The 22,360-nt window shown below is 57.0% G+C and carries 22 protein-coding genes; 6 read left to right on the forward strand and 16 right to left on the reverse strand.

The genetic code is table 11. The features are described from left to right. The first annotated feature begins 67 nt into the window (after positions 1-67). The 3 genes from K1718_RS00215 to K1718_RS00225 all read left to right on the forward strand — a co-directional run bounded on the left by K1718_RS00215 (position 68) and on the right by K1718_RS00225 (position 1,915). Positions 68-439 (forward strand): winged helix-turn-helix transcriptional regulator, encoded by a 372-nt coding sequence (locus K1718_RS00215; RefSeq protein ID WP_285806051.1) that lies wholly within the window; start codon positions 68-70, stop codon positions 437-439. A gap of 97 nt (positions 440-536) precedes the next feature. After that, positions 537-1,100: a sugar O-acetyltransferase gene (locus K1718_RS00220; protein WP_265680152.1), complete on the forward strand. Its 564-nt coding sequence runs from the start codon at positions 537-539 to the stop codon at positions 1,098-1,100. Continuing rightward, positions 1,097-1,915: a phosphorylase family protein gene (locus K1718_RS00225; RefSeq protein WP_265680151.1), complete on the forward strand. Its 819-nt coding sequence runs from the start codon at positions 1,097-1,099 to the stop codon at positions 1,913-1,915. The genes K1718_RS00220 and K1718_RS00225 overlap by 4 nt, the downstream gene beginning before the upstream one ends. A gap of 405 nt (positions 1,916-2,320) precedes the next feature. On the opposite strand, the gene K1718_RS00230 is transcribed toward K1718_RS00225, so the two are convergent. The 5 genes from K1718_RS00230 to K1718_RS00250 all read right to left on the reverse strand — a co-directional run bounded on the left by K1718_RS00230 (position 2,321) and on the right by K1718_RS00250 (position 8,337). After that, positions 2,321-2,935 (reverse strand): class I SAM-dependent methyltransferase, encoded by a 615-nt coding sequence (locus tag K1718_RS00230; RefSeq protein ID WP_265680150.1) that lies wholly within the window; start codon positions 2,933-2,935, stop codon positions 2,321-2,323. A 293-nt stretch (positions 2,936-3,228) separates the two neighbouring features. Beyond that, entirely contained in the window at positions 3,229-3,930 is a 702-nt protein-coding gene (locus K1718_RS00235) for a glutathione S-transferase family protein (RefSeq protein WP_265680149.1), read from the reverse strand. A 65-nt stretch (positions 3,931-3,995) separates the two neighbouring features. Continuing rightward, positions 3,996-5,183 (reverse strand): hypothetical protein, encoded by a 1,188-nt coding sequence (locus K1718_RS00240; RefSeq protein WP_265680148.1) that lies wholly within the window; start codon positions 5,181-5,183, stop codon positions 3,996-3,998. Between the two features lie 3 nt (positions 5,184-5,186). Continuing rightward, positions 5,187-5,996, reverse strand: coding sequence for an outer membrane lipoprotein-sorting protein (locus K1718_RS00245; protein WP_265680147.1), 810 nt, complete (start codon positions 5,994-5,996; stop codon positions 5,187-5,189). Further along, positions 5,977-8,337, reverse strand: coding sequence for an efflux RND transporter permease subunit (locus tag K1718_RS00250; protein ID WP_265680146.1), 2,361 nt, complete (start codon positions 8,335-8,337; stop codon positions 5,977-5,979). Before K1718_RS00250 ends, K1718_RS00245 begins: the two co-directional genes overlap by 20 nt. 228 nt (positions 8,338-8,565) lie before the next feature. On the opposite strand from K1718_RS00250, the gene K1718_RS27485 reads away from it, so the two are divergent. Together K1718_RS27485 and K1718_RS00255 are read left to right on the forward strand one after the other, a co-directional pair. After that, on the forward strand, positions 8,566-8,823 hold the full coding sequence (locus tag K1718_RS27485; RefSeq protein WP_418068101.1) for a LysR family transcriptional regulator: 258 nt from the start codon (positions 8,566-8,568) through the stop codon (positions 8,821-8,823). Between the two features lie 228 nt (positions 8,824-9,051). Further along, entirely contained in the window at positions 9,052-9,942 is an 891-nt protein-coding gene (locus K1718_RS00255; protein WP_265680145.1) for a LysR family transcriptional regulator, read from the forward strand. Here the strand turns inward: K1718_RS00255 and K1718_RS00260 are convergent. The 11 genes from K1718_RS00260 to trbB all read right to left on the reverse strand — a co-directional run bounded on the left by K1718_RS00260 (position 9,893) and on the right by trbB (position 19,513). Then, the gene (locus K1718_RS00260; RefSeq protein WP_265680144.1) at positions 9,893-10,156 is read right to left on the reverse strand and encodes a DUF2274 domain-containing protein; all 264 of its coding nucleotides are present in this window, start codon (positions 10,154-10,156) and stop codon (positions 9,893-9,895) included. The two genes, K1718_RS00255 and K1718_RS00260, sit on opposite strands and share 50 nt — an antisense overlap. A gap of 2 nt (positions 10,157-10,158) precedes the next feature. Beyond that, complete coding sequence (locus K1718_RS00265) at positions 10,159-11,259, reverse strand: TraB/TrbI/VirB10 family type IV secretion system protein (RefSeq protein ID WP_265682450.1); 1,101 nt, start codon at positions 11,257-11,259, stop codon at positions 10,159-10,161. 62 nt (positions 11,260-11,321) lie between these two features. Continuing rightward, a complete protein-coding gene (trbG, locus tag K1718_RS00270; protein ID WP_265680143.1) occupies positions 11,322-12,368 on the reverse strand; it encodes a P-type conjugative transfer protein TrbG in 1,047 nt (348 codons plus the stop codon). After that, the gene (gene trbF, locus K1718_RS00275) at positions 12,365-13,054 is read right to left on the reverse strand and encodes a conjugal transfer protein TrbF (RefSeq protein ID WP_265680142.1); all 690 of its coding nucleotides are present in this window, start codon (positions 13,052-13,054) and stop codon (positions 12,365-12,367) included. Before trbF ends, trbG begins: the two co-directional genes overlap by 4 nt. Then, positions 13,051-14,412, reverse strand: coding sequence for a P-type conjugative transfer protein TrbL (trbL, locus tag K1718_RS00280; protein WP_265680141.1), 1,362 nt, complete (start codon positions 14,410-14,412; stop codon positions 13,051-13,053). The genes trbF and trbL overlap by 4 nt, the downstream gene beginning before the upstream one ends. A gap of 3 nt (positions 14,413-14,415) precedes the next feature. Then, positions 14,416-14,688: a putative entry exclusion protein TrbK-alt gene (trbK-alt, locus tag K1718_RS00285; protein WP_265680140.1), complete on the reverse strand. Its 273-nt coding sequence runs from the start codon at positions 14,686-14,688 to the stop codon at positions 14,416-14,418. A gap of 22 nt (positions 14,689-14,710) precedes the next feature. Beyond that, complete coding sequence (trbJ, locus tag K1718_RS00290) at positions 14,711-15,466, reverse strand: P-type conjugative transfer protein TrbJ (protein ID WP_265680139.1); 756 nt, start codon at positions 15,464-15,466, stop codon at positions 14,711-14,713. Next, the gene (gene trbE, locus K1718_RS00295) at positions 15,463-17,895 is read right to left on the reverse strand and encodes a conjugal transfer protein TrbE (RefSeq protein ID WP_265680138.1); all 2,433 of its coding nucleotides are present in this window, start codon (positions 17,893-17,895) and stop codon (positions 15,463-15,465) included. Before trbE ends, trbJ begins: the two co-directional genes overlap by 4 nt. Positions 17,896-17,910: 15 nt before the next feature. Next, complete coding sequence (locus K1718_RS00300) at positions 17,911-18,192, reverse strand: VirB3 family type IV secretion system protein (RefSeq protein ID WP_265680137.1); 282 nt, start codon at positions 18,190-18,192, stop codon at positions 17,911-17,913. Then, a complete protein-coding gene (locus K1718_RS00305; RefSeq protein WP_265680136.1) occupies positions 18,192-18,524 on the reverse strand; it encodes a TrbC/VirB2 family type IV secretion system protein in 333 nt (110 codons plus the stop codon). Before K1718_RS00305 ends, K1718_RS00300 begins: the two co-directional genes overlap by 1 nt. Next, positions 18,521-19,513: a P-type conjugative transfer ATPase TrbB gene (gene trbB / locus K1718_RS00310; protein ID WP_265680135.1), complete on the reverse strand. Its 993-nt coding sequence runs from the start codon at positions 19,511-19,513 to the stop codon at positions 18,521-18,523. The genes K1718_RS00305 and trbB overlap by 4 nt, the downstream gene beginning before the upstream one ends. 428 nt (positions 19,514-19,941) lie before the next feature. Here trbB and K1718_RS00315 point away from each other — a divergent pair, with 428 nt between their 5' ends. Further along, on the forward strand, positions 19,942-22,152 hold the full coding sequence (locus K1718_RS00315; RefSeq protein ID WP_265680134.1) for a KAP family P-loop NTPase fold protein: 2,211 nt from the start codon (positions 19,942-19,944) through the stop codon (positions 22,150-22,152). The last annotated feature ends 208 nt before the right edge of the window (positions 22,153-22,360 follow it).

Below are 22,360 nucleotides of genomic sequence, written 5' to 3' on the forward strand. Positions count from 1 at the left end.
CTTTTTTACAACTAAGATCGACTGTGCTACCCAAAGAGGTATGGCTAAAATATCCAAAGAACAATGGGTGGGTTGCCCCTTTCGATATGCCGCAGCTGCATTTGGTGACAAATGGAGCTTGCTAATCCTTCGCGACATTATGTTCGGGACGGCAATGCGCTATTCGGATTTCATGAGTTCGGAAGAGGGTATCGCCACGAACGTGTTGGCAAACCGGCTTGAGCACCTGGTAAACAACGAGATCCTCGAAAAGACGCCAGATCCGGACGATGCCCGAAAATCGATCTACCTGCTGACGAGCAAAGGAAAAGATCTGGCTCCCGTGTTTCTGGCTATGATCCAATGGTCGCAGAAATGGGACGACAAGACATTGGTTCCGCAGGATTACCTCGCCAACTTGGTTGCCGGGAGCGCCCCGAATCCTCAAGGTGAAGCATGAGCACAAATATTACTTTTGATTTGCAATCAAAACGCATTACCATTTTGAGAAAATCGTTATGCCTCCGCGGCTCGCTTCAAAGCACACAAGCACCAGAATGAAATCCGAACGAGAGAAAATGGCGGCAGGAGATTGGTATTCCTGCCTGGATCCCGAGCTGGACGCACTCAGAAAAGTCGCGCAGTCCGCGGTCCACGAGCACAACCTTATGCATCCAGCCGATCGCGATGGTATGGGCCCATCATTGCGAAAGTTGCTTAACGCTCCAAGGGCCATTATCGAAGCCCCCTTTTATTGCCCATACGGTTTCAACATAGCGCTTGGTGATGATACGTTCCTGAATGCAGGTTGCACAATTTTGGACAGCGCCTCCGTTACGATTGGCGACCAGTGTCAGCTTGGGCCGAACGTCCAAATCTATTGCGCTGAACATCATCAGAACCCAGACAAGCGGGCTGCCGGTCTCGAAATCGCCCTGCCAGTAACGATCGGCAATCAGGTTTGGATTGGTGGCGCTGCTGTGATCCTTCCAGGTGTCACGATTGGCGACGGTGCTATTGTCGGCGCAGGCAGCGTCGTGACGAAGGACGTCGCTGCAAACACAATAGTGGTAGGAAATCCGGCCAAACCTATAAGCCGCTCCCTGAAGACAGGCCCATGACATCACTCACCAGATTTCACCTGACGCCCAAAGACCTCGTGGGGCAAAGGTTTGCTCCCAACACGTTTGGCGATATCAGAATAGCACTGATGGGATTTTGCCCTCCTCCTCGCAGTTTGGAAGCGTATCAACCTCGGTCAGAAACCGATCAACACTTCATCCACGTTTCCCCACGCAGCGTGAGGACCATCAAGCGTGGATCACTGAAGCTCCTCTCTCTTGAGCATGTCTATGGAGGGCCTGTCGCATCTTCAACCGTGGAAGAGCTGGCCTTTTACGGATTTGACTACATTCTTGCCTATGGTCTTGCAGGTGGGCTGGGAACGAAGGGGCTGGCCATGGGGGACTTCTATGTCGTTAATTCGGCAACCGCCTTCGATGGTACTTCTCGTCATTATTCACCCGATAGCAAATTCAAACCAGACTTCCCCCTGGCAGACGAGGTCGCAGACCTGTGGGACCAAACGCAAGCGGTGAAAATGCATCCGGTAAACGCGGCTACTGGCGACGCTATCTATCGCGAAGATGACCGAATGCTAGATGAATTTCGCTCAAATGGATGCGATATCGTCAATTTGGATTCCTCTCATCTCTACGCAGTTTCAAAAAACAATAGCGAAGGCAAAATCCTCAAGACTATCCAGTGCGGGGTAATCTCAGACGTGATTTCCGCGCAGGTCGAAGAGTTGGCAGAGAGCACCTTATCAGTCATGCTTTCAGATGAGCCAACAGGTGAACTTAATCCGCTGGAACGAACCGGCGATGTCGTTTCATTCTATGTTGAAAAATTAGCTCCTACGCTCGCAATCACGTGAGCTGAAAATGCTTGCCACGAAAATCCCTAAATTTGAAACCAAGCGGCTACCGTTGGTCCCACCAGGCAAATGCGGGCTCGATGCCTATCAAAGGTTCTACATTGATAAGGATGCCTCAAGGACATATGGCGGGCCATTATCACCCGGCCAGACGTGGACGCGCCTCAAATCGGATTTGGGATCATGGCACCTGTCGGATTTCGGCGTTTGGATGATAGAACTCAAACAGACAAAAGAGATCCTCGGCACAGGTGGATACTCGCAAGGATTGGGGGCGAAAAGTTCGGCGAGCCGACTGTCCTGATGATCAGCAGCGTGATTTTTTGTTCTCTGTCCCGACCCGTACCTAAATCGTAGCGTGAACAGGCTCAACGCTTACGGACGTTGCAACAAGGTTCTCTGGTTTCAAGGAGGGTCTACATTGAACCGCGAAAGCCACACTGTATGTTGACCGCATTCAGGGTCTTCAATGACATGGGCAATCACGTCGAAGCCATTCAGTTTTAGCAAATTTGCATACTGTTTTGTGCTTAAACTGGAGTGGTAAAGAGGATCCCCTCCAAGTTCTCCCATAACCTCTCCACGAGCCGGACCGCTTGTAAACATCAACGCAGTGCCTGGCAACGCGTGCTGTTTAAAGGTTGAAAACATATGGCTCTGTTCGTCCGGTGAGAGATGAAACAGACTATTCCAAGCTAAAATTCCGTGAAATTTTAAATCCAGTCGAAAGTCGCGCATGTCTGCGAGGAGCCAGTTGGCCTCTGGAACCCTTTTTTTTGCAATTTCAATCAATTCCGGTGCAGCATCAATGCCTGTCACCTTGCAGCTCATGTCTACAAGGTGCCGACCGATAGGTTCTCCCGAACCACAGCCCAGGTCGAGCACGGACGGAGCCTCGGGCATAACCGATACGAACCGGTTGATCCATTTGCGCTCCGGCATATCCGTTCCACGCAAATTGGTCCACGTATTGGCATGGCGGCGATACACATCGATTACCTGGTTGCCCTTACTCGCCATAGGTTGTTCCTAACTACACAGTTGAGGGCAGAAACCGGCCGATGATTTACCTCGGCTCGCTGAACTTACAGATACGTATTTCGATCAAACGCCATTCTTGAACGACTGCTGCTAACCTTGGTTTGAAGGTGCAGACTTCTGCTTTTCCGGATCGCTGTCAAAGTGCTTTTGCAATCTCCTGAAGGAAGCTCTCCAAAGACGTTCAGCCTCCTTAAAATCCAAGTCTATTGTCGATGTATATGAGGTTCTTTTGTCGCTTTTGCGACCTGATTCTGAATTGTGATCTGTCAAAGCTAACTCCTGTGTGCAATCCAGTTCGGCGGATAGGTCCTTTCGACCGATGGAAGAGTGCGAAGTCGTTCCTCCCACTCAGACAACCTGGGAAACTTGCTGCGCCAATTCGAAAGGCCTATTTCATTCATGTCCTCTGGGTTCATCACCACCGACAGATCCAGCATCGCCAGCTCCGGAAACACGACCGCATCAACAGCAGTCGGGTTCGGACCTGTGAGATGAGAGTAGTCCGTGAGGAGCGTTTCGAGCTGAGTAAGCTCCTGAAACAAATCGTCCAATGCGATGCGATACGTCAGCGCATCCGGACCGCCCCACAGCATTTCGTGTGCGGAGGTGGACTGCTTCAGGAAGGGATGAACAGTTTTCGTGCAGGCCTCGCCCAGGTTCTTTGCGAAGCCGATGGTTAAGTCCCAAATCAAGGCGGCCCCGTCGGCGGTCGCTCCAAACAATGGAATTTCCGGATACTTTCGATCGAGCCAGGCCAAGATAGGAATCGCACCCCGGATGACGTGGCCATCTGCCTGAAGCACCGGCATCGTGCCCCTTGGGCTCAGATCAAGTACTTCGACAGGGAGATTGTCTCCCAGGAAGTTCCCGACAAACGCCCCTTCCCAGGGCAATCTTTTAAAGGCAAAGCCCAAGAGAACCTGCCAGCCCTCCGGTGCGCCGTTGTTCAGATGAAGGACATGATTATTAGGCATAAACTGGTTTCGGTCGGCTGAAGATGGTGGCGGCCCGGCGAATAGAGCCGGGCCGTCTGGGGAGGCTAGAAATGACGTTTGATGGTTACGGATATGAACCCGTCATTCTCTAGCGGCTTCAGGTCGCTGTTTGAGCCATGAGGGACGAAGAACTGAGCATCGGCATCCAGGGTGAACCCTTCGGCAATCCTGGTTTCAAATTCGGCTCGGATAGCCATAGAGCCGTCGTCGAGATCGATCGCGCTACCCAAAAGAGCGGAAGTATCACGTTCGTCGTTCGCAGCATATCTAAGGCCAAGAAACACGTCGTTGTCATAGGGTGTAAACGGATGAAAAACTGTCCGTCCGTCATAAAGGTATTCACCGATCAGCCCCAGATCGCCGTCCGTACCGGCAATCTGCGAGAGAGTGTATTCTGCGCCAGTTACCAGAGCGCCGAACGTGTCACCCTGCCCTTCGCGGACAATACCTTCAAACTTCAGAAGCAGCGCATCCCAGGTATATTGAACCTCCAAGCCGCCCTGGGTGATACGATCATAGTATGGAATGTACGCTGTTCCGGCCCCGTCGAGCACCAACCGTGGTTCTCTGGATGTGCCATGGAACGCGCTTACGCCAACATCCAGATTTCCAAACGTGTTGGAGTAGCGCGCCGCGAAGTCAGGTGCCCATTCTTCGGCACTATCTTCAAAGACTGCGGCCCCTTCGTCGATGGGCAGCGGCAGCAGGAATCGCCCATTGTCGCCGGGGAACTGAACCTTTCTGAACCCTGTCATGGCAAAAAAAGAGAGTTCGCCCCAGTCTTGTCTGGTGGTTAGTTGAACCATTGGCTGGCCAAGGCGCGCATCCCGGTCGTTATATTCAAGAGCGTCCCGCTGGTTAATGATATCCACCAGTTGGCGACTTTCGGTTACACCCCAAAAAACCTTGTTGATCCCGGCAAGGGTCTCCAACTCGCCAAAGTCATGAAAAACAAACGCTTCGCGAATATCAAAATGCGACCGATCTGTGTCAGCGCTGTCGAGCCGGCCGAACGCCGCAAACTTCAGGAGAGTGTCGCGTTCTTCAGTCGTCCATTTCAGCTCTGGCCTTGCCAATAAACCGCCCTGAAAGTGAGCCAGTTGACCGGCACTAAATCCGGTCTCTGGAAAATAAGTCGCGTCGGCACCGACATACCCCGAAAACTCAAGTTCTCCAGCGTTAGCCTGCACTGCAAAGACTGCGCCAGCCAACAAAATTAAAGGTGGCCTCATTCGCTACCACCTCAAATTCTTGAGACTGCCGGACTTGAAGTCGGAGGCGGACAAACCGGACTTGAAGCGGTAGTTGTTGAAGATCAAGTCCGTGCTTTTGCCGTTTCGCAGGTTCTCCATGCGCATTAGATGCGGACGCAGATAGCCGGAGACATTCTTGTACTTCGAGAATGAGAGCCGCTTGGCCAGATCACCGGAACGATTGAAGAAGTCGATCCGCATGATCATACCGTTGCCCTGGTTGAACCAGGCATGTTGTTTCGAGTAGCCGGAGTTTTTGTAGAGCGGAACGCGTTCAACAATATCACAAGTGGCAGAGCCACACTTTTCGGTTTTGAGCCAATTGTAGCTGTATTTTCCGAGCTCCTGACCCGTGATATCTTCGTAGGCGAATTCACTGCCGACGAAAGGACCGGATTTGTTCGAAGAAGATATCCGCTTCACACGCTTGGCGGCAGGAAGATAGATCCATTGATCGTCATTCGCGGTCAGCTTGGCATGAGACAGCACAGCCGTACCCTTCACGTCTTTAGGTGACTGAAACACCGAGATCGTCTTGTCGCCGACTTTGCCGCCACCCCGTTCCAATGTCAGAACAGTCAGCTCGCGCTTTGATGATTGTCCTCCTGAATTCTTGAGAACCATGGTTGCCGTGGCGACATGATCACCAAATCCGTTGTCGATCTGATCATAGCGGGCTGCAATTTCTTTGCCTTTTGCCGAGTCGGCTTGTGCTCCAGGTATGATGAGCGCTGAGAATGTTGCGGCAAGTGCGATGCCTCGGATTGAAGTATTAGGAAGCGGAAAGTGCATGGTCATTTGTTCCTTTGTCTTTGATGTTTGAAGAGGAGGTTTCTGACTTGCGGCCGCCCAAAAGCAGGAGGGCCGGGAGCATCAGGAAGTCGAAGACAAGTGCGACGACGACTGTGATTGCCGTCAGCAGGCCGAGCTGCCCATTCACCTGGAATGAGGAATAAGCGATGATTGCAAATCCGATCCCGACAATGACGCTGGTATAAACAAGCGCTTCACCGACTTCCTTGAAGGCATATCGGATCGCATCTTCACGGCTGAGATGCTTCTCGCGGCGTGCATTCAGGTATTTGGTCAGGAAATGGACAGTGTAGTCTACGACGATGCCAAGGGACGCCGCCCCGATCACTGAGGCGGCCATTCCTATATAACCAACCGCTATCGCCCAGAAGCCGAATGTCGCAAGCGCTGGCACCATGTTGGTGACCACGGACAAAGCACCCAGGGAAACGCTACGCAAAGTAACCATCATCATAAGAGCGATCGACACCACTGCGATAATGTTTCCGACGATCATCGCATCTATGTTGCGCTGCGCGAGAAGCCCGAAGATCACGCTGGTTCCGGTTGGCGAAGCCGCCATGCGGGCTGGTGCGTTGTCCGCAAGCCAGGTATCCATACGTGCAGTGAAGGCCTGCTGCTGGGACACCCGCATATCGTGAAGGCTGATAGTTACTCTGGACGCAGACTTGTCGATATTGATCCGGTCGTTCAGATCAAGGCCATATGGCAAAGACAGTTCATAAAGCAGCAAATACTGGGCTGAAAGCTCTGCATCTTCAGGGATCCGATAGAACGCCGGATCATCATTGTTCATGTTCTGATTGAGGCGTTTGATCGTATCTGAAAAAGACGACACATGCTGAACCTCTGGCTGCTCGCGGAGCCAGGACATGAGATTGTCGAGCGTCTGAAGATATTCCGGATCGCTAACACCGCCGGGGCGACCGGATTCAAATGAAAATTCCTGATAGTCGTTTCCGCGAATATTGGCGGTCGAGAAGTCATTGTCCTGCCTGATCTGCAGGTCTTCCGAGAAGTAGAGCGAAAATCTGTCGTCAAGATCGTTTGTGAAAGCGAGCCCAACGAGCGCGATCGACGCGAAAGTGCCAACAATCAGAATGCGCCCCTTGAAGGCGATGGCAAATTCAGCAAATCGCTCCAGCGGTTTATCGAGCAGTCCCGGTTTTGGCTCTGCGGCGGATTTGAGCGGAAAAACTGCCAACAGTGCAGGGACCAATGTGATGGCGAGAATCCATGCGGCCAAAACGCCAAGAGCTGTAATGTTTCCCAGATACTGAAACGGAGGCGCATCGGAGTAGTTCAGGCTCAAAAACCCCGCTGTCGTGGTTGCTGAAGTCACGAACAAGGCTGTGAAGTTTTTCTTCAACCCGATCCGGATCGCATCGAATTTCTCAAGCCCGTTTCGCAAGTTTCTCTGCACGGCGCTAATTATGTGAATACAGTCCGCGACCGCGAGCGTCAGAATGATGTTCGGAGCAATAATCGTGATCGGCGCGAGCGACATACCAAGGTGCCCCGCCAAGCCAAGGGCAACAAAGGTTGACAGGATGATTGTCGCAAGTGTTGCTAGTGTGCCCACGAAACTGCGCAGAAGCAGCAATGTCAGCAGGACAACTGCCCCATACATAATTGGAACAAGTGTCGCGCCGTCCCGCTCTCCTGACTCATTGAAGGCATTGTTGAACATAGCAACGCCTGTGAGTGCAACTCTCAAGTCCGGGTGTTCTGCCCGTAAGTCCGCAGCGATCTCGCGCGCGGCGGCGACTGTGTTCTTCAACCCTTCGGCATCATTTTCCTGAAAGTTGATGGTTACATTGACAGCCGTCGTTCGCATGTCTTCAGAGACCATGTATTTGTAAAGAGCGGGCTCGGAGATTGAATATTCGCCTCTCGATTTCAGCTCCGCAGCGGTAAGCGCTTCGGCTCTCTCGACAAGATCCGTAACGATCAAACCTTCTTCGTCACCAGTCGTGTGCTGAAAATTGCTTATGGAGTCGACACGGGACGCATTTGGTATTGTCCAGGCACGCTCAGTCAGCCCCTCAACTATCACCGCCATTCTCTTGTCAAAGGCGTTGCCTTCCGGAAGCTGCAGGATGAAGTTGACGTTATCGTTCTTGGCGAAGGTCGCCTGAAATTCGTCCCACTTCTTTAGATCCGGATTCTGCTCTCCGAAAAAGATCCGGTAGTGGCTGATGAATTCTAGTTTGGTCACTCCACTAGATGCTGCTGCAGAAGCAACGATGGCAGCGATGATGACCATCCACCTAAACCGGACGATCCCGACAATAAATCGGTCAACAATTGAAGGTGCCAATTGATCCTCCCTCTTTCGAGGCCTCTATCTCACTTGCTTTTTACAAGTGATAAATATATCAATTTTGATTTGCAAGTGAATTTTTTGCCTGACACGATTCCGCCATGAAAAGCACAAAATATTGATAAATTTATTTTATATCTGTTGAAGTGCTGTAAATTCCACAGAACTTGCGGCTGATGTTGCAGATCTTAAACTTCTAAATAACAAGCTTAATTTGAATGAATCATGCCAAAACTACTGGAATTAACGTGCTTCGCCGCTGCTGCCGAAAACGGAAGTCTGCGTAAGGTGGCAAAAGCGCTGGGTATGGGAGAACCCAGCATCAGCCGTACAATCGTTAAACTGGGAGTTTCGCTATTGGAGCGCAGCAATACCAGTGTTCGTCTTACCAACGCCGGCCGTTGTTATTTGCCTGAAGCAAAGTCTGCTATATTGCAACGAGTGGCCGCCCCGGCTTTGTCGGAGGCTCCAACTCTTGAGTAGAATGGAGCATCTACGGCGGATAAGCGATCCTCCTGAACATGCTGACTCAAGACCATATCCCGAGGGAATTTTGGTTTCGTTTGCAAAAGCGGTTTACATCCTAGCCGAGCAATTCCAAGAAGCCTCAGAAGCTCCCATCTATCGCAATAGCGTTAACTACAGGGGAGATTTGCAGAACTGACAAAAAATAATCCGCAAAGTTTTACCAGATCCATTGAGATCAGGCACTTGCAATACGCCGCTGCAGCAGAAAAACACGGAAGCTTCCGTAAAGCCTCACTCGCTCTGGGTGTGAAGCAATCGACACTCAGTCGTACGATTGCTCAAATGGAAAATCGACTCGGCCTAATACTGTTCGAGCGTACCCATGGTGGAGTACGACTTACAAAAGTTGGTTCAGAGATAATACGAACTTGCCGGTATCTCGTCGAAACCATCGATCTAATGGAGTCGAGCGCAGCTTCACTCAGCCGAGGTGAAACAGGTCACTTCACTGTCGGATTCTATACCTCTCTTTCAGCTGGTAACTTGCGCGCGACCCTGACGGAGTTCGCAGGAAAGTTCCCAAGGATCATTTTCCGAACAGTCGAAGCCTCTCGAACACATCTGTTTTCCGATCTGGAGAGCGGGGTTCTTGACGTCGCAGTTGTAACCGGAGACCCGGAGCCGGGAGAGAAAAATGCGATGTGTCTTTGGACAGAGCGGGTCATGGCAGTCCTGCCTGAAATCCATCCCATGGTAGAGAAGAAGCAGGTTCATTGGAGCGACTTGAGAGATGAAACATTCCTTCTCAGAAGCGCTGACCCAGGAGCTGAGTTTCGAGATATTCTTGTTTCCAAGTTCGCACAGTTTGGAGCTCAGCCGAGGTTAGTTGTTCACGATGCGAGCCAAGAAAGCATTGGGAGCCTGGTGGGTGCAAGGTTTGGCATCAGCCTCGTTACAGAGGCCAGTATCGGGACCAGAATACCTGGTGTCACCTATCGCGAACTCCGGGGCGGAAACGGCCCGAGCCGGATCAGCTATGCCGCTCATTGGCGTGGTGACAACCACAACCCAGCGCTGGCCAACTTCATTGCTCTCCTGGAAGAGCGTTATCCCTCACTTGCCGGTCTTGACTAACCGTGCGCTTCGCCTTCGCAAATCCACGATCCGTTGCAATGAACCGTTCCAGCATCGGAACGATCAGTTTGACTGGCTCTTCGACGGTCTGCCCACTCTGCCTTCCAAGAATCTCGGCATAGGCCACCAGATCCCGATGCAGCTTCGCCGGCAGTTCCACGCTCACCTTGACCGGCTTGTCGTCCGGTAGCGGCCCCAGTTTCAGCTTTGCCATAGTCAACCTCCGTAAGGTTCAAGCACAAGATCACGGGTGACGATCACACGCACCGGGAATCCCGGCCGGATCGTCAGCGTGGGCGCGACCTGCAACTGACGCTGGATCATCTGCTGACCGGCATCGTCGATCGTGTTCTGAGCGCCTTCGCGGATCGCCTGAACCAGGCGGTCGTCGTCACTTGCTGCCAGTTCTGCACCGACGCTGAGCAGCGTCGACAGCCCGGCCGCCTTGGCAAGATCCCACCAGTGATAGTCGACCCCATCCTCCAGGCCGGCATACCCAAGCGTGTCTGCTCCCGGCTGACGTTCGAGCACGATGGACCGGCCATTCGGGAGGATCAGCCGGTTCCAGACGAGCAGCACACGGTGCTGGCCAAAGCCGATATCGTTGGAATACTCGCCGATGATACGGGTGCCCTGTGGGATCAGAAGCGATCTCCCGGTCGGACTGTCATAGACATGCTGGGTGACCTGGGCAGAGATCTGCCCGGGCAGATCGGAGCGGATCCCGGTGATGAGCGCGGCGGGAATGACGGTCCCGGCCTGCAGCACATAGGGCGATGCCGACGCCATGACACGATCGGGAGCCGTGGTCCGGCGGTCCACAGCCGCATTCAGAAACGCGGTATTGCTGTCTTGTGCGGTAACTCCACCTGGAGCACTGCCGCTGATCGATGACAATGCGCCGAGCCCTGCCCTACTTGATGCCGCCTGCCCCGTCTGGAAAAAAACACGGCTGGTGCGGGCAGCCTCTTCCTCGGCAAGACGGCGCTGTTCCTTCTCATCTAGTGTGGGCGTCTGGATCGCCGGCGGCACAACAGGCTGTCCACGCTCCTGCGCCTTGAGGATCGGCCGGCCGAGATCCCCCGGCAAGGGTGGGCCGAGAACCGGGCCGGTATAGTCACTTGGCAGAGTGCTCAGCCCATCAGCGGTGTTCCGGTTTTCCGTTGAGAACAACTCCTCACCTTCACCGTTTCGGTCCGGTGCCTGAAGCGCGTAGATCAAGGCTCCTCCGATGCCGAGCAAGGCGACGAACCCGACCCCGGCCAGCACCTTGCGCGAGAGACGCGTCACACGTGGTGGATCAGGTCGCAGCCGCATCGCAGCCCTGACATCAGCGTTGATGTGCGTTTCGCCGTCTTCGTTTTTCTGCTCTTGATCGTTCACGCCCCCTCACCTCCATTGCCGAACTCTGTTGACCCGGAATGGGGACCGCCTCTTTGTCCTTCTGTCGGACCCTCGCGTCGTTCTTCCGTCCGAACGATCCTAACCGTCTGCTGGCGCTTGTCGCTGCCGAGGCGCAGTTCCGCGGCCCCAAAAATCCGATCGACGATCAGGATATTCCTGTAAACGCGGCTGTTGACGATTTGAGGTTTGCCATCGGGTCCGAGCACGAAGACCGGCGGCATCTCCCCCTGAACGATTCCGCCCGGGAACTCGACATAGACCCGCCTGCCGTCGTCATAGACGGCGACCGGGCGCCAGGGCGGGGAGTCGCCGGTCAGCCCATAGCGATAGTTCCGTGCCGCGACCGCCGGAATGCGCGGCGTTGCCGGGACGACAGGACGCTGCGAGCTGGGTGGCCGGGGATAGTTCCAGGCAACGGCAGGCATATAGGAGCCCTCACTCGAGCGCAGCTCGATCCTGTAGATCCGCCGGTCGGTGGTAACGACCAGATTGGTGTCGATGTCCGGACGCGCCGGCTTGACGAGGATGTGGACTTGGGGCTCTTCACCCGAGCCGCTGGTCGTATCGCCGATGATCCAGCGGGCCGTATCGCCGGCCGCGATCGGGCCGGTGCCTGTCAGGGCTTCGCCCGGTTCCAGCGCAATGTCGGTGATCTTTCCGGGAGCCGTATAGACCTGATAGAGCGCGCCTTCCGACCAGGGATAGATCTGGATGGCATTGTAGTAGCCCTCGCGCCGCGGCTCGATGCGTGCGGCTGCGTTGGCATTCTCGATCCTGCCGGCTAACGTTTTTGCCGCCTTGCCACCTTTTGCCGGGGACCAGGCCGGTGGCACATGAAGAGGCTTGGGCCGCTCTTCGCCCACGGTTCTGGGTACCGCCAGCAACGGCGGCACAGTCTGATCGTAACTGATCTGCGGCGGCGTGTAGCTGGCGCAGCCCGCCAACGCTGCTGCGCTAAGCAGAGCCGCACATGCGGAGATCCGGAATGCCGGAAATGCGGGTTTACGGAAAACCGTCTTCATTGCCCCATCTCCCGAGACCAGTTGATGGCGTTGACATAGATGCCGAGCGGATTGGCCCGCAGCCTCTCCGCATCGCGGGGCGGTTGGATTACAATGGTCAGGATCGCCGTCCAGCGTTCTGTCGCCGATAGCTGCCCGTTCTCGTAATGTCGCTCGACCCAGGCAACTCGGAAACTGCCGGGCGAGGCGCGGATGACGCTGGAAACCTCGACCGCGATCTGCTGCTTGCCGACCCTGGTGAAGGGATCGTTTGAACGTGCGTAATCGTTGAGCGTGAGCGCTCCACGATCAGTGGTGAATTCATAGGCCCGGAGCCAGTTCTGCCGGACAATGATGGCATCGGCCGGTATGCTGCGAACCTTCTCGATGAAACGCGCCAGATGAAACGCGATCTGCGGATCCGACGGTTCATAGTCGGCGGTGGCGGCCGCAACAACTTGCGCCTCGCCCAGCTTATCCACCTGCACCACCCAGGGCACGACAGAGCCGTTGACGGATTGCCAGATGAGCGCCGCGGCAAAGCCACCAGAGAGAATGAGGCAGCTAAAGGCCATCAGTCGCCAGTTTTTTGCCTGGACACGGGCCGAGCCGATGCGCTCGTCCCAGACCTGAGCAGCTTTCTGGTAGGGCGTGACGGGTTCAGGGGATTTGCCGTAATGAACGGAAGATCGTTTGAAGAGGCTCATGTGCGATCGCTTGTCTGGAGATTAATGGAAGCGCCGCCACCGTGGCTGTCGCCGGAACGGACGGCATGGGCGGCTGCGGACACACCGTGAGAAAGCTGCTGGGAACGCTTCATGCGCCTTGCCCAGGCAGGCGGGCCATCGGCAGCAGGCAATGCTGGAGCAGGAGATGCAGACGAGGCGTCCGAACCACCTGCGTTGCCAACCGCGCCACCTGTCGCATCGAAGGCTGTCCGGGCCCCGGACTGATGGCTCGCCTGTACACTCCCGGATGCCTTTGACTGCAGCCGTTTGAGCGGCGAAGCCGCAGCTCGCGCCCCGGCACTTGCCACAGCGCTAACTCCGGAAGCGACACCGGCAGCGTCTGACTTTCCGGCCGAGCCAAGGCTGTAGGCAGTCGAGGCTCCGCCCCCGACAGCGGCACCGCCGCGTGCAGCCGCAGCTATCCCGGACAAGGCGAGCGCGCCACCACGGGCCGCCAGCCCGGCGGCCCCAACTCCGGCAACGGCAGCGCCGCCAACCGCAAGTCCTGTGCCGACCACAGAGCCGGCACCCAGTTGCGGTCCACCGGAGACGAGACCGTTCGCGATGCCCGGTCCAAAGATCCCGAGGCCGAGCAGCGACAGGGCCGCGAGGACCACGGCCATCGCTTCGTCGATGGTCGGCGTGATACCACCGAAACCGGCAGTGAACTGCGCGAACAGCGTCGAGCCGATGCCGATGATGACAGCCAGCACCAGCACCTTGATGCCGGAAGAGATGACATTGCCGAGGACACGCTCGGCGAGAAACGCGGTCTTGCCGAAGAGGCCGAAGGGAATGAGCACGAAGCCCGCCAGGGTCGTCAGCTTGAACTCGATCAGGGTGACGAAGAGCTGGATGGAAAGAATGAAGAAGGCCAGGATCACCAGCGCCCAGGCAAAGAGCAGACAGGCGATCTGAATGAAGTTCTCGAAGAAGGCGACCCAGCCCATCAGGTCGGAGATTGATTCCAGCAGCGGCCGGCCGGCATCGAGGCCGACCTGCGCCACCCTGCCAGGGCGCAACAGATCGGCGGCGGAAAAGCCTGTGCCCGACGCCATCAGACCGAGACCCGCAAAACTCTCGAAGACGATCCGGGCGAGATTGTTCCAGTTGCCGATCAGGTAAGCAAAGACACCGACAAACAGCGTCTTCTTTACGAGCCGGGCGATGATGTCATCATCGGCACCCCAGGACCAGAAGAGCGCGGCCAGCGTCACATCGATGACGATCAGCGTTGTCGCGATGAACGCCACCTCACCGCCGAGCAGGCCGAAGCCGCTGTCGATGTAACTTGTGAAGACCCCAAGGAAGTTGTCGATGACCCCCGTCCCGCCCATGGATCACCGCTCCTCGACGGTTCGAGGACCCCGGCCGAGAAACCGATCTCGGGTCTTCTGCCAGGTTGCCAGACAGTCTTCGTCATCGATCGCGGCTCTGCCCATCTGCTGACAACGGCGCAAATCGGCAAGCATAGGATCGTCAGAAGGCTGTGCGGCCGGCGCAGACAATTCGGGCGCCGGCTCGTCCTTGCGGGACATCTCGATCAGGCTCGCGGTGATGGCGATCGCCACGAAGACGATTGCAGCCAGCCGGGCCAGCATCTTGCCGTCCATCGGGACTTCCTTCCGAAAAAAGTCAGTTGTTGAACATGCGTGCGTTGCCCGGCTGGTAGCCGAAGCCCGGCGTCAGGAAACGCTGCCGCTGGATGCGGCCCTGTTCGACGGCGGCCGTTCGTTCCGCTTCACTCAAGGCGATCGCCCGGCCATTGGCGGCGACCACTGCCGTGAGGTCGGAAAGCTGCTGGGCCTGGAGCGCCAGGAGCTGATTGCCTGCTTGGGCGGTCTGGAGCGCACCGGTCGCGCCCTGGCTCTGTCCGATCAGCGCGGACATCTGAGCCCGATTGGTCTCGATATTGCCGACGACACCGGCCTGCACGCGCAAGGCGTCCTGCAGCCCACCGACCGTGTTCTGCCAGCGGCTGCGCGCGCCGGCGACCAGCTGCTGTTCGCTCGCGCTCAGGTCGATGTTGCCGTATTGCTGCTGGAACAGCTGATCGATCTGCTGGACGTCGAAGGCGATGTTCTGGGCTTCCTGCAAAAGCTGCTGTGTCCTCTGCACGGACTGCTGGAGCTGCTGCAAAGCCGAATAGGGAAGACTCGCCAGATTGCGCGCCTGGTTGATCAGCATCTGCGCTTCGTTCTGAAGCTGGACGATCTGGTTGTTGATCTGCTCCAACGTCCTAGCCGCCGTCAGCACATTCTGAGCATAGTTCGACGGATCGAACACGACCCGCCAGGAATGTGCGGGTGGGGCAAAGGCGACAGTGCCCAATGTGGGAACGGTGAGAAGTGCGGCGGCAGCGACAAGCGCGCGGGATCGGCGGAACGTCATGAGGAGGTCTCCAGGTTTGTGAGGTCGGGGATGAGATCGGCCGCCCAGCGAAGGCCACGGTGCCGCAGCCAGGCATCGAGGAAACCTTCACGTCCGTGGTCCGCGAAGATGTGGGCGATAGCTGTCTGATCGGTCTTCGAGGAGGTCGCACAAAGAGCCAGCGCGACTTCGGAAAGGCCCAGTTCAAAGAGCCGGTTGCCGCGCCGGGACTGGCAGTAGTAGTCACGCTTTGGCGTTGCCCGAGCGAGGATCTCGACCTGGCGGTCGTTGAGACCGAAGCGGCCATAGATGCCAGCAATCTGCGGTTCGATTGCGCGCTCGTTCGGCAGCAGGAGACGTGTCGGGCAGCTCTCGATGATCGCGGGTGCAATGGCCGAGCCATCGATATCGGACAGGGACTGCGTGGCGAAGACGACGGAGGCGTTCTTCTTTCGAAGGGTCTTCAGCCATTCCCGAAGCTGGCCCTTGAACCCCTCGTCGTCGAGCGCCAGCCAGCCTTCATCGATGATGATGAGGGTGGGCGATCCATCGAGGCGATCGTCGATCCGGTGGAACAGATAGGCGAGCACGGCAGGCGCCGCGCCGCTGCCGATCAGACCCTCGGTCTCGAAGGCCTGGACACGGCCTGACCCCAAGTGCTCGCTTTCCGCATCGAGCAGGCGGCCATGGGCACCGCCGATGCAGTAGGGACGCAGGGCCTGTTTGAGATCGTTGGACTGAAGCAGCACGGAAAGCCCCGTGAGGGTCCGCTCTTCTGCGGGTGCTGAGACAAGTGACGTCAGCGCCGTCCAGATATGCTCCTTGACGTCCGGGTTGACGGTGACGCCTTCACGCATGAGGATGGCGGCGATCCAGTCGGCGGACCAGGAGCGCTCGGCGGCGGCATCGATCCGGGCAAACGGCTGCAGCGACACGCTGCTGTCTTCGGTGAGGCCGCCACCGAGATCATGCCAGTCGCCATCCATGGCGAGGCACGCTGCGCGGATCGATCCCCCGAAATCGAAGGCGAACACCCGGGAGTTCCTGTAGCGCCGGAACTGCAGCGCCATCAGCGCCAAAAGGACGGACTTGCCTGCGCCAGTCGGCCCGACGACCAGCGTGTGGCCGACATCGCCGACATGAAGGGAAAACCGGAACGGGGTCGAGCCTTCCGTCTTGCCGTAGAGCAAGGGAGGAGACGAAAGATGCTCGTCCCGCTCCGGCCCCGCACACACCGCACTTGAGGGGATCATGTGGGCGAGATTGAGGGTGGAGACCGGTGGCTGGCGGACATTGGCATAGACGTGCCCCGGCAAGCTGCCGAGCCAGGCATCCACCGCGTTGATCGTTTCCGGCAGACATGTGAAATCACGGCCCTGGATGACCTTCTCGACAAGCCGCACCTTCTCGTCCGCAATCTTGCTGTCGATATCCCAGACCGTGACGGTCGCCGTGACATAAGCAATGCCGGCATGGTCCGCGCCGAGTTCCTGAAGCGCCAGGTCTGCATCGGCCGCCTTGTTCGCCGCATCGGTGTCGGCGAGCGCGGATTGCTCGTTGGTCATCACCTCCTTCAGGATCGCAGCTAAGGATTTGCGCTTGGCGAACCACTGGCGGCGGATCCGGGCCAGGAGTTTTGTTGCATCCGTCTTGTCCATCAGGATCGCCCGGGTCGACCAGCGATAGGGAAAGGCCAGCCGGTTGAGATCATCGAGCAGGCCCGGAGTCGTTACAGACGGAAACCCTGAAATGGTCAGGACTCGCAGATGCTTGTCTCCGAGCCGTGGCTCCAGACCGCCGGCAAGCGGCTGGTCTGCGAGAAGCGCATCCAGATAAACCGGCGTCTCCGGCACGCGGACTCTCTGCCGATTGGTCGAGACCGTCGAATGCAGGTAGGTCAGCATCCCGGCATCATCGAGCCATTCGCATTCCGGCATGAAAGCATCGATCAGCTGAAGGATGCGGTCGGTCCGATCGATGAAACCGGTCAGCACCTCCTGCGGGTTGAGGCCAATGGTCTCCCGGCCTTCGAACAGCCAGTGTTCCGCACGGGCGGCCTCCTCGGCCGGCGGCAAATAGGTGAAGGTCAGGAAATAGCTCGATTCAAAATGCGCACTCGCTTCTTCAAAACTTGCCTTGCGTTCTGCATCGACCAGTGCGGAAGCCGCATCCGGAAACGTACTGTCAGGGTAGTGATTGGCGGCATGACGCTGTGCTTCGACAAAGATCGCCCATCCGGACCCGAGACGTCGGAAGGCATTGTTGAGACGGCCGGTGACGGCGACAAGTTCGGCCGGAACGGCGCTGTCGAGATCCGGCCCGCGGAATCGGGCCGTGCGCTGGAAACTGCCGTCCTTGTTGAGCACCACACCTTTCTCGACCAGGGCAGCCCACGGCAGATAATCGGCAAGGCGGCTGTTGCGCGTTCGGTATTCGGAGAGGTTCATCATCGACAGGGCCTCCGCTCACACGCTCAGATGCGCGGGAAAACGCAGGTGCCGGCGTCCAACTTCAGCAAAGAGAGGATCGCGCTTGGCGGCCCAGACAGTGGCAAGATGCCCAATCAGCCAGATGGCGAGGCCGACCAACCAAAGGCGCAGGCCGAGCCCCACGGCGCCGGCGAGCGTACCATTCAGGATCGCAATGGCTCGGGGCGCGCCACCGAGCAGGATCGGCTCGCTCAACGACCGATGCACCGCCACGGTGAACCCCGGCACCACATCACGTTGTTCGAAGGTCTCCGCCATCAGATCAGCGCCCCGCCGCCGAAGGAAAAAAACGACAGGAAGAAGGAACTGGCGGCGAAGGCGATCGAGAGACCGAAGACGATCTGGATCAGCCGTCGAAACCCGCCAGAGGTATCCCCGAAGGCCAGCGACAGTCCCGTCACGATGATGATGATCACCGCGACGATCTTGGCAACCGGACCCTCGATGGATTCCAGGATCGACTGAAGCGGCGCCTCCCAGGGCATGGAAGACCCGGCAGCGTGCGCAGCAGGAACCGCGAGCAGGCTGATATGAAGCACAGCGACGGCAGTCGCGATGGGATGGCGCGACCGAAGGATGGTTCGGATCATGAAGGATCTCCTGAATGGGAGGGAGCTGCGGGAACGGCGGGGGAAATGCGGTAGTCACCGTCAGAATCGAGGCCCTCAACGCGGGCGAACTCCACGAGCCGCCGCTGAGAGCCGCGGCCGGCGAGGACGGCGATGAGGTCGACCGTCTCCGCGATCAAAGCCCGTGGAACGGTGACGACGGCTTCCTGGATGAGTTGTTCGAGCCGGCGCAAGGCCCCGATGGCGGATCCGGCGTGGATCGTGCCGATGCCGCCGGGATGACCCGTTCCCCAGGCCTTCAGGAGGTCCAGAGCCTCAGGCCCGCGCACCTCACCGATCGAAATACGGTCCGGGCGCAGACGCAGCGACGATCGGACGAGATCGGATAGGGAGGCGACGCCGTCCTTCGTGCGCATGGCGACGAGGTTGGGGGCGGTGCATTGAAGCTCGCGTGTGTCCTCGATGAGGATCACGCGATCGGAGGTCCTGGCGACTTCAGCCAGCAGGGCATTGGTCAAGGTGGTCTTGCCGGTACTGGTTCCCCCGGCAACGAGAATATTGGCGCGTGCCGCGACGCCTAAGCGGAGTGTCTCGGCCTGTGCCGACGTCATGATCCCGGCGGCAACGTAGTCCTCAAGGGTAAAAACAGCGACGGCAGGTTTGCGGATGGCGAAGCTCGGAGCGGTGACAACGGGCGGCAGAAGCCCCTCGAACCGTTCCCCCGTCGCTGGGAGTTCGGCCGAAACGTGCGGCGCAGCGCTATGAACTTCCATCCCGACATGGTGTGCGACGAGGCGTACGATGCGATCGCCGTCGGCCGGCGACACCCACTCATCAGTGTCCGACAGGCCTTCGGAGAGGCGGTCAATCCAGACCCGTCCGTCCGGGTTCAGCATCACCTCGATCACGGCAGGATCTTCCAGAAGACGCGTGATCGCCGACCCGAGCGCAGTGCGGAGCATTCGTGCGCTACGCGCATGTCCTTCCGGATCTTGATGTATTGTTGCCATGGGATCCCCGTTGATACCGGGGACGCTCCCGGATAGGGATGATTAAAAGAAACTGATTCTGGGGGGGTTCAATAGATAATTGAAGGCGTCGCAATGTGGCGGAGAAAGACAGGGAAAAGGCGGTCCGGTTAACTCTCACAGAGCTCAATTAACACTCTATTGAATGACAGTTTTGGGGCCGTAAGGAGAACGGCAAGTTCCGAGCAGCGATTGAGATAGCTGCCCTTCCTGAGTGCGAAGCAACGGTGACGGTTGCCGCCGACTAAGCAGTCATTCCAATCACCAAACCAAAAGGCTTGAAATGTGCAGTCCGGTCAGCCGGCTCCACTCGATCGCACTTGCTCCACTTGCGCACCAGCCTCGTCGATGGATATGTGCAACTTTCACTTTTATGCTGACTGGATTCTAACGCTACGGTATCTGAAATCATGGCATCAACTCAACATAACAGTGTGGCTGGGGACCGCCCGCTGGGGGCAGGCGGCGAGGATAAGCTCGGCTTTCGTGATGTTGCACGTCGGATAGCTCAATCGCTTGTGGATCATGCCTCGGACAAAGGATTGGTGATCGGGATTGAAGGGGCATGGGGTTCCGGGAAATCAAGCCTGCTCTTCCTGATCGAAGACGAATTGGCCAAACTGCCGCAAGCGCAACGTCCATCTGTTATCAATTTCCGTCCCTGGCTTGTCGGCAATCGTGATGCGTTGCTGGCCAATCTTTTTGAATCCCTGGCCAAAGAGATAAACCTTGTTGCGCTCCGGGCAGGTGATGCCAGTGGCATATCCAAGGAGAAGGCGAAAGCCGCAGGTGAAGCGTTGCGAAAGTTCGTGTCGGCCCTGGGTAGTGCAGGGTCGGCAGTTGAATTAGCCGGAGACGCAATAGCTTTCGCTCCACTGAAGTGGATCGGAAAAGGTCTGCGTGTGGCCGGTAGCTGGGCGAAAGGTAAATCAGCCGATCCGCCGCTGGACGTTCTCAAGGACCGGTTGGTCAAATCGCTCCGTGACCTGGGGCATCGATTCATCATCACCATCGATGACGTGGATCGGCTCGAACCGGCTGAAGTGATCGAAGTTCTGCGGCTGGCCCGTTCCGTGGCTGATCTCCCCAATGTCATCTATCTGCTTTGCTACGACAGTGACATCCTCGCACACAGCGTCGAACAGGCTTCGCGCGTGCAAGATGGGCGGGCGTACCTTGAAAAGATCGTTCAACTTGCCGTGATGGTGCCCCAGCCGGAGCCGTTTCGGCTCAGACAATGGTTTGGCGACGAATTGCGCCAGTTCTCATCCACGCGATCAGATGACGAGTTGTCACGGCTGCGTTCCGTCGTGGATTTTGAGGGCGGACGACAGCTCAAAACACCTCGGTCAGTTGTCCGGTCGCTCGATTCGTTGCGCTTCTACTGGCCGCCGATCCGTGACGGCGGGGGCGATCTCGCAGACCTAGTATGGCTTAAATTAATTAAAGACGGCAACCCAGCTCTCTATCGGTGGATCGAGGATTATTGCGCCACCGCCGCCCTATTAAACCTCGGAACGGTGCGCGTCGATGACGCTGAGCGTGCGCAGCAGCTTAACGCCTTGCATGCAGCCGTCGCGCCAGAGCATTTCGCCGACCATCATTACCGTTACTTTTTTGCTGAGCCTCTTCCCGCCGCCAGTGTAGATTTTGCCGAGAAAGGCAATGGTTTCACGCTGTTCCAACGCGTGAGCGATGTGGAGCGTAATGCGGCCATCACGGGTGGTCGCTTGGCAAGCCCCGATCACTACCGTTTGTATTTTGCCCTGTCGGGGCCATCACATGCGCTGAAACATCACGATCATGACGCATTTTGGGCCGCCGCCGATAATTCGCCCGACCGTGTCGCGGCAGTCCTCTTGCATTTGCACGCCCTCGAACTTACCGGCTCGCTCAGCAAGGCCGACTTGCTTTTGGAAAGATTGAAGGGCGTGGGTGACGAAACGCTGACGCCAAACCGATGTAGGAATATCCTGGCTGGCTTCGCTAATGTAATGGACGACGCCTATCGCGCGCGGCCATTCGATCATGGGTGGATCGTTTCATTGTGGGATCGAGCAACAGCCTTGGTCGCGCGCATGGTTGCCCGATTGGACGCCGATACGCGGGCAGGGCTTATCCAGCATATCTTTGGAGAAGGGCGGGCTCTGGGATGGTTGACCACGCTCATGCGCAAAGAAACTTTCGCGCATGGTCGATATGGGAATAGAGAGAAGCCCGATTCCGAGTGGTTCTTTACGAATGAGGAGCTGGACGAAATTTTCGAGCTCATGTTGGGAAGGATTCGGCGACTGACCACCGACGAACTGCATACAGCGGTATGCCCGCTCGACATCCTGTTCGCATGGAAGCAGGCTGGCGATGAAGCTGGTCCTCGGGAAATGTTGCGAAGTAGCATCGAGACTGACTCAGGCCTCATCGACGTTTTGGAGAAATTGACGACCATTCGTACCAGCAGTGATCGTGGCTCATATTCTGTCCTCACCAGAAACAACCTCGAAGCGTTCCTGGATTTCGACGAAGCTCGTCAGCGGATTGAAGCTTTGCGCATGGGGAATAATGCGCTAGGAGCTCGCGCGACGGCATTGGCATGTGCATTTAACGAAGACGATGGCTTTTAAAGCCTTTCCTAATCGTGCAGGATTAAGCAAAGCGCAGCTAAAGTTGCACTCGGCCGGTTAGGAGACTTTCCGGATCGCCCGGCTGCCAGGTCAGCTACGTCCACCGCGGTTCCACGAAGTGCACGGTCGGTTTCGGGAACAAAGAAATGGGGGCCGAACGCCCAATTTTGGGGGCGCATTGCTGCCTGTCAGCTTAAGCATCTGCCCT

It is taken from the genome of Roseibium porphyridii (assembly GCF_026191725.2).
Lineage (GTDB): Bacteria > Pseudomonadota > Alphaproteobacteria > Rhizobiales > Stappiaceae > Roseibium > Roseibium porphyridii.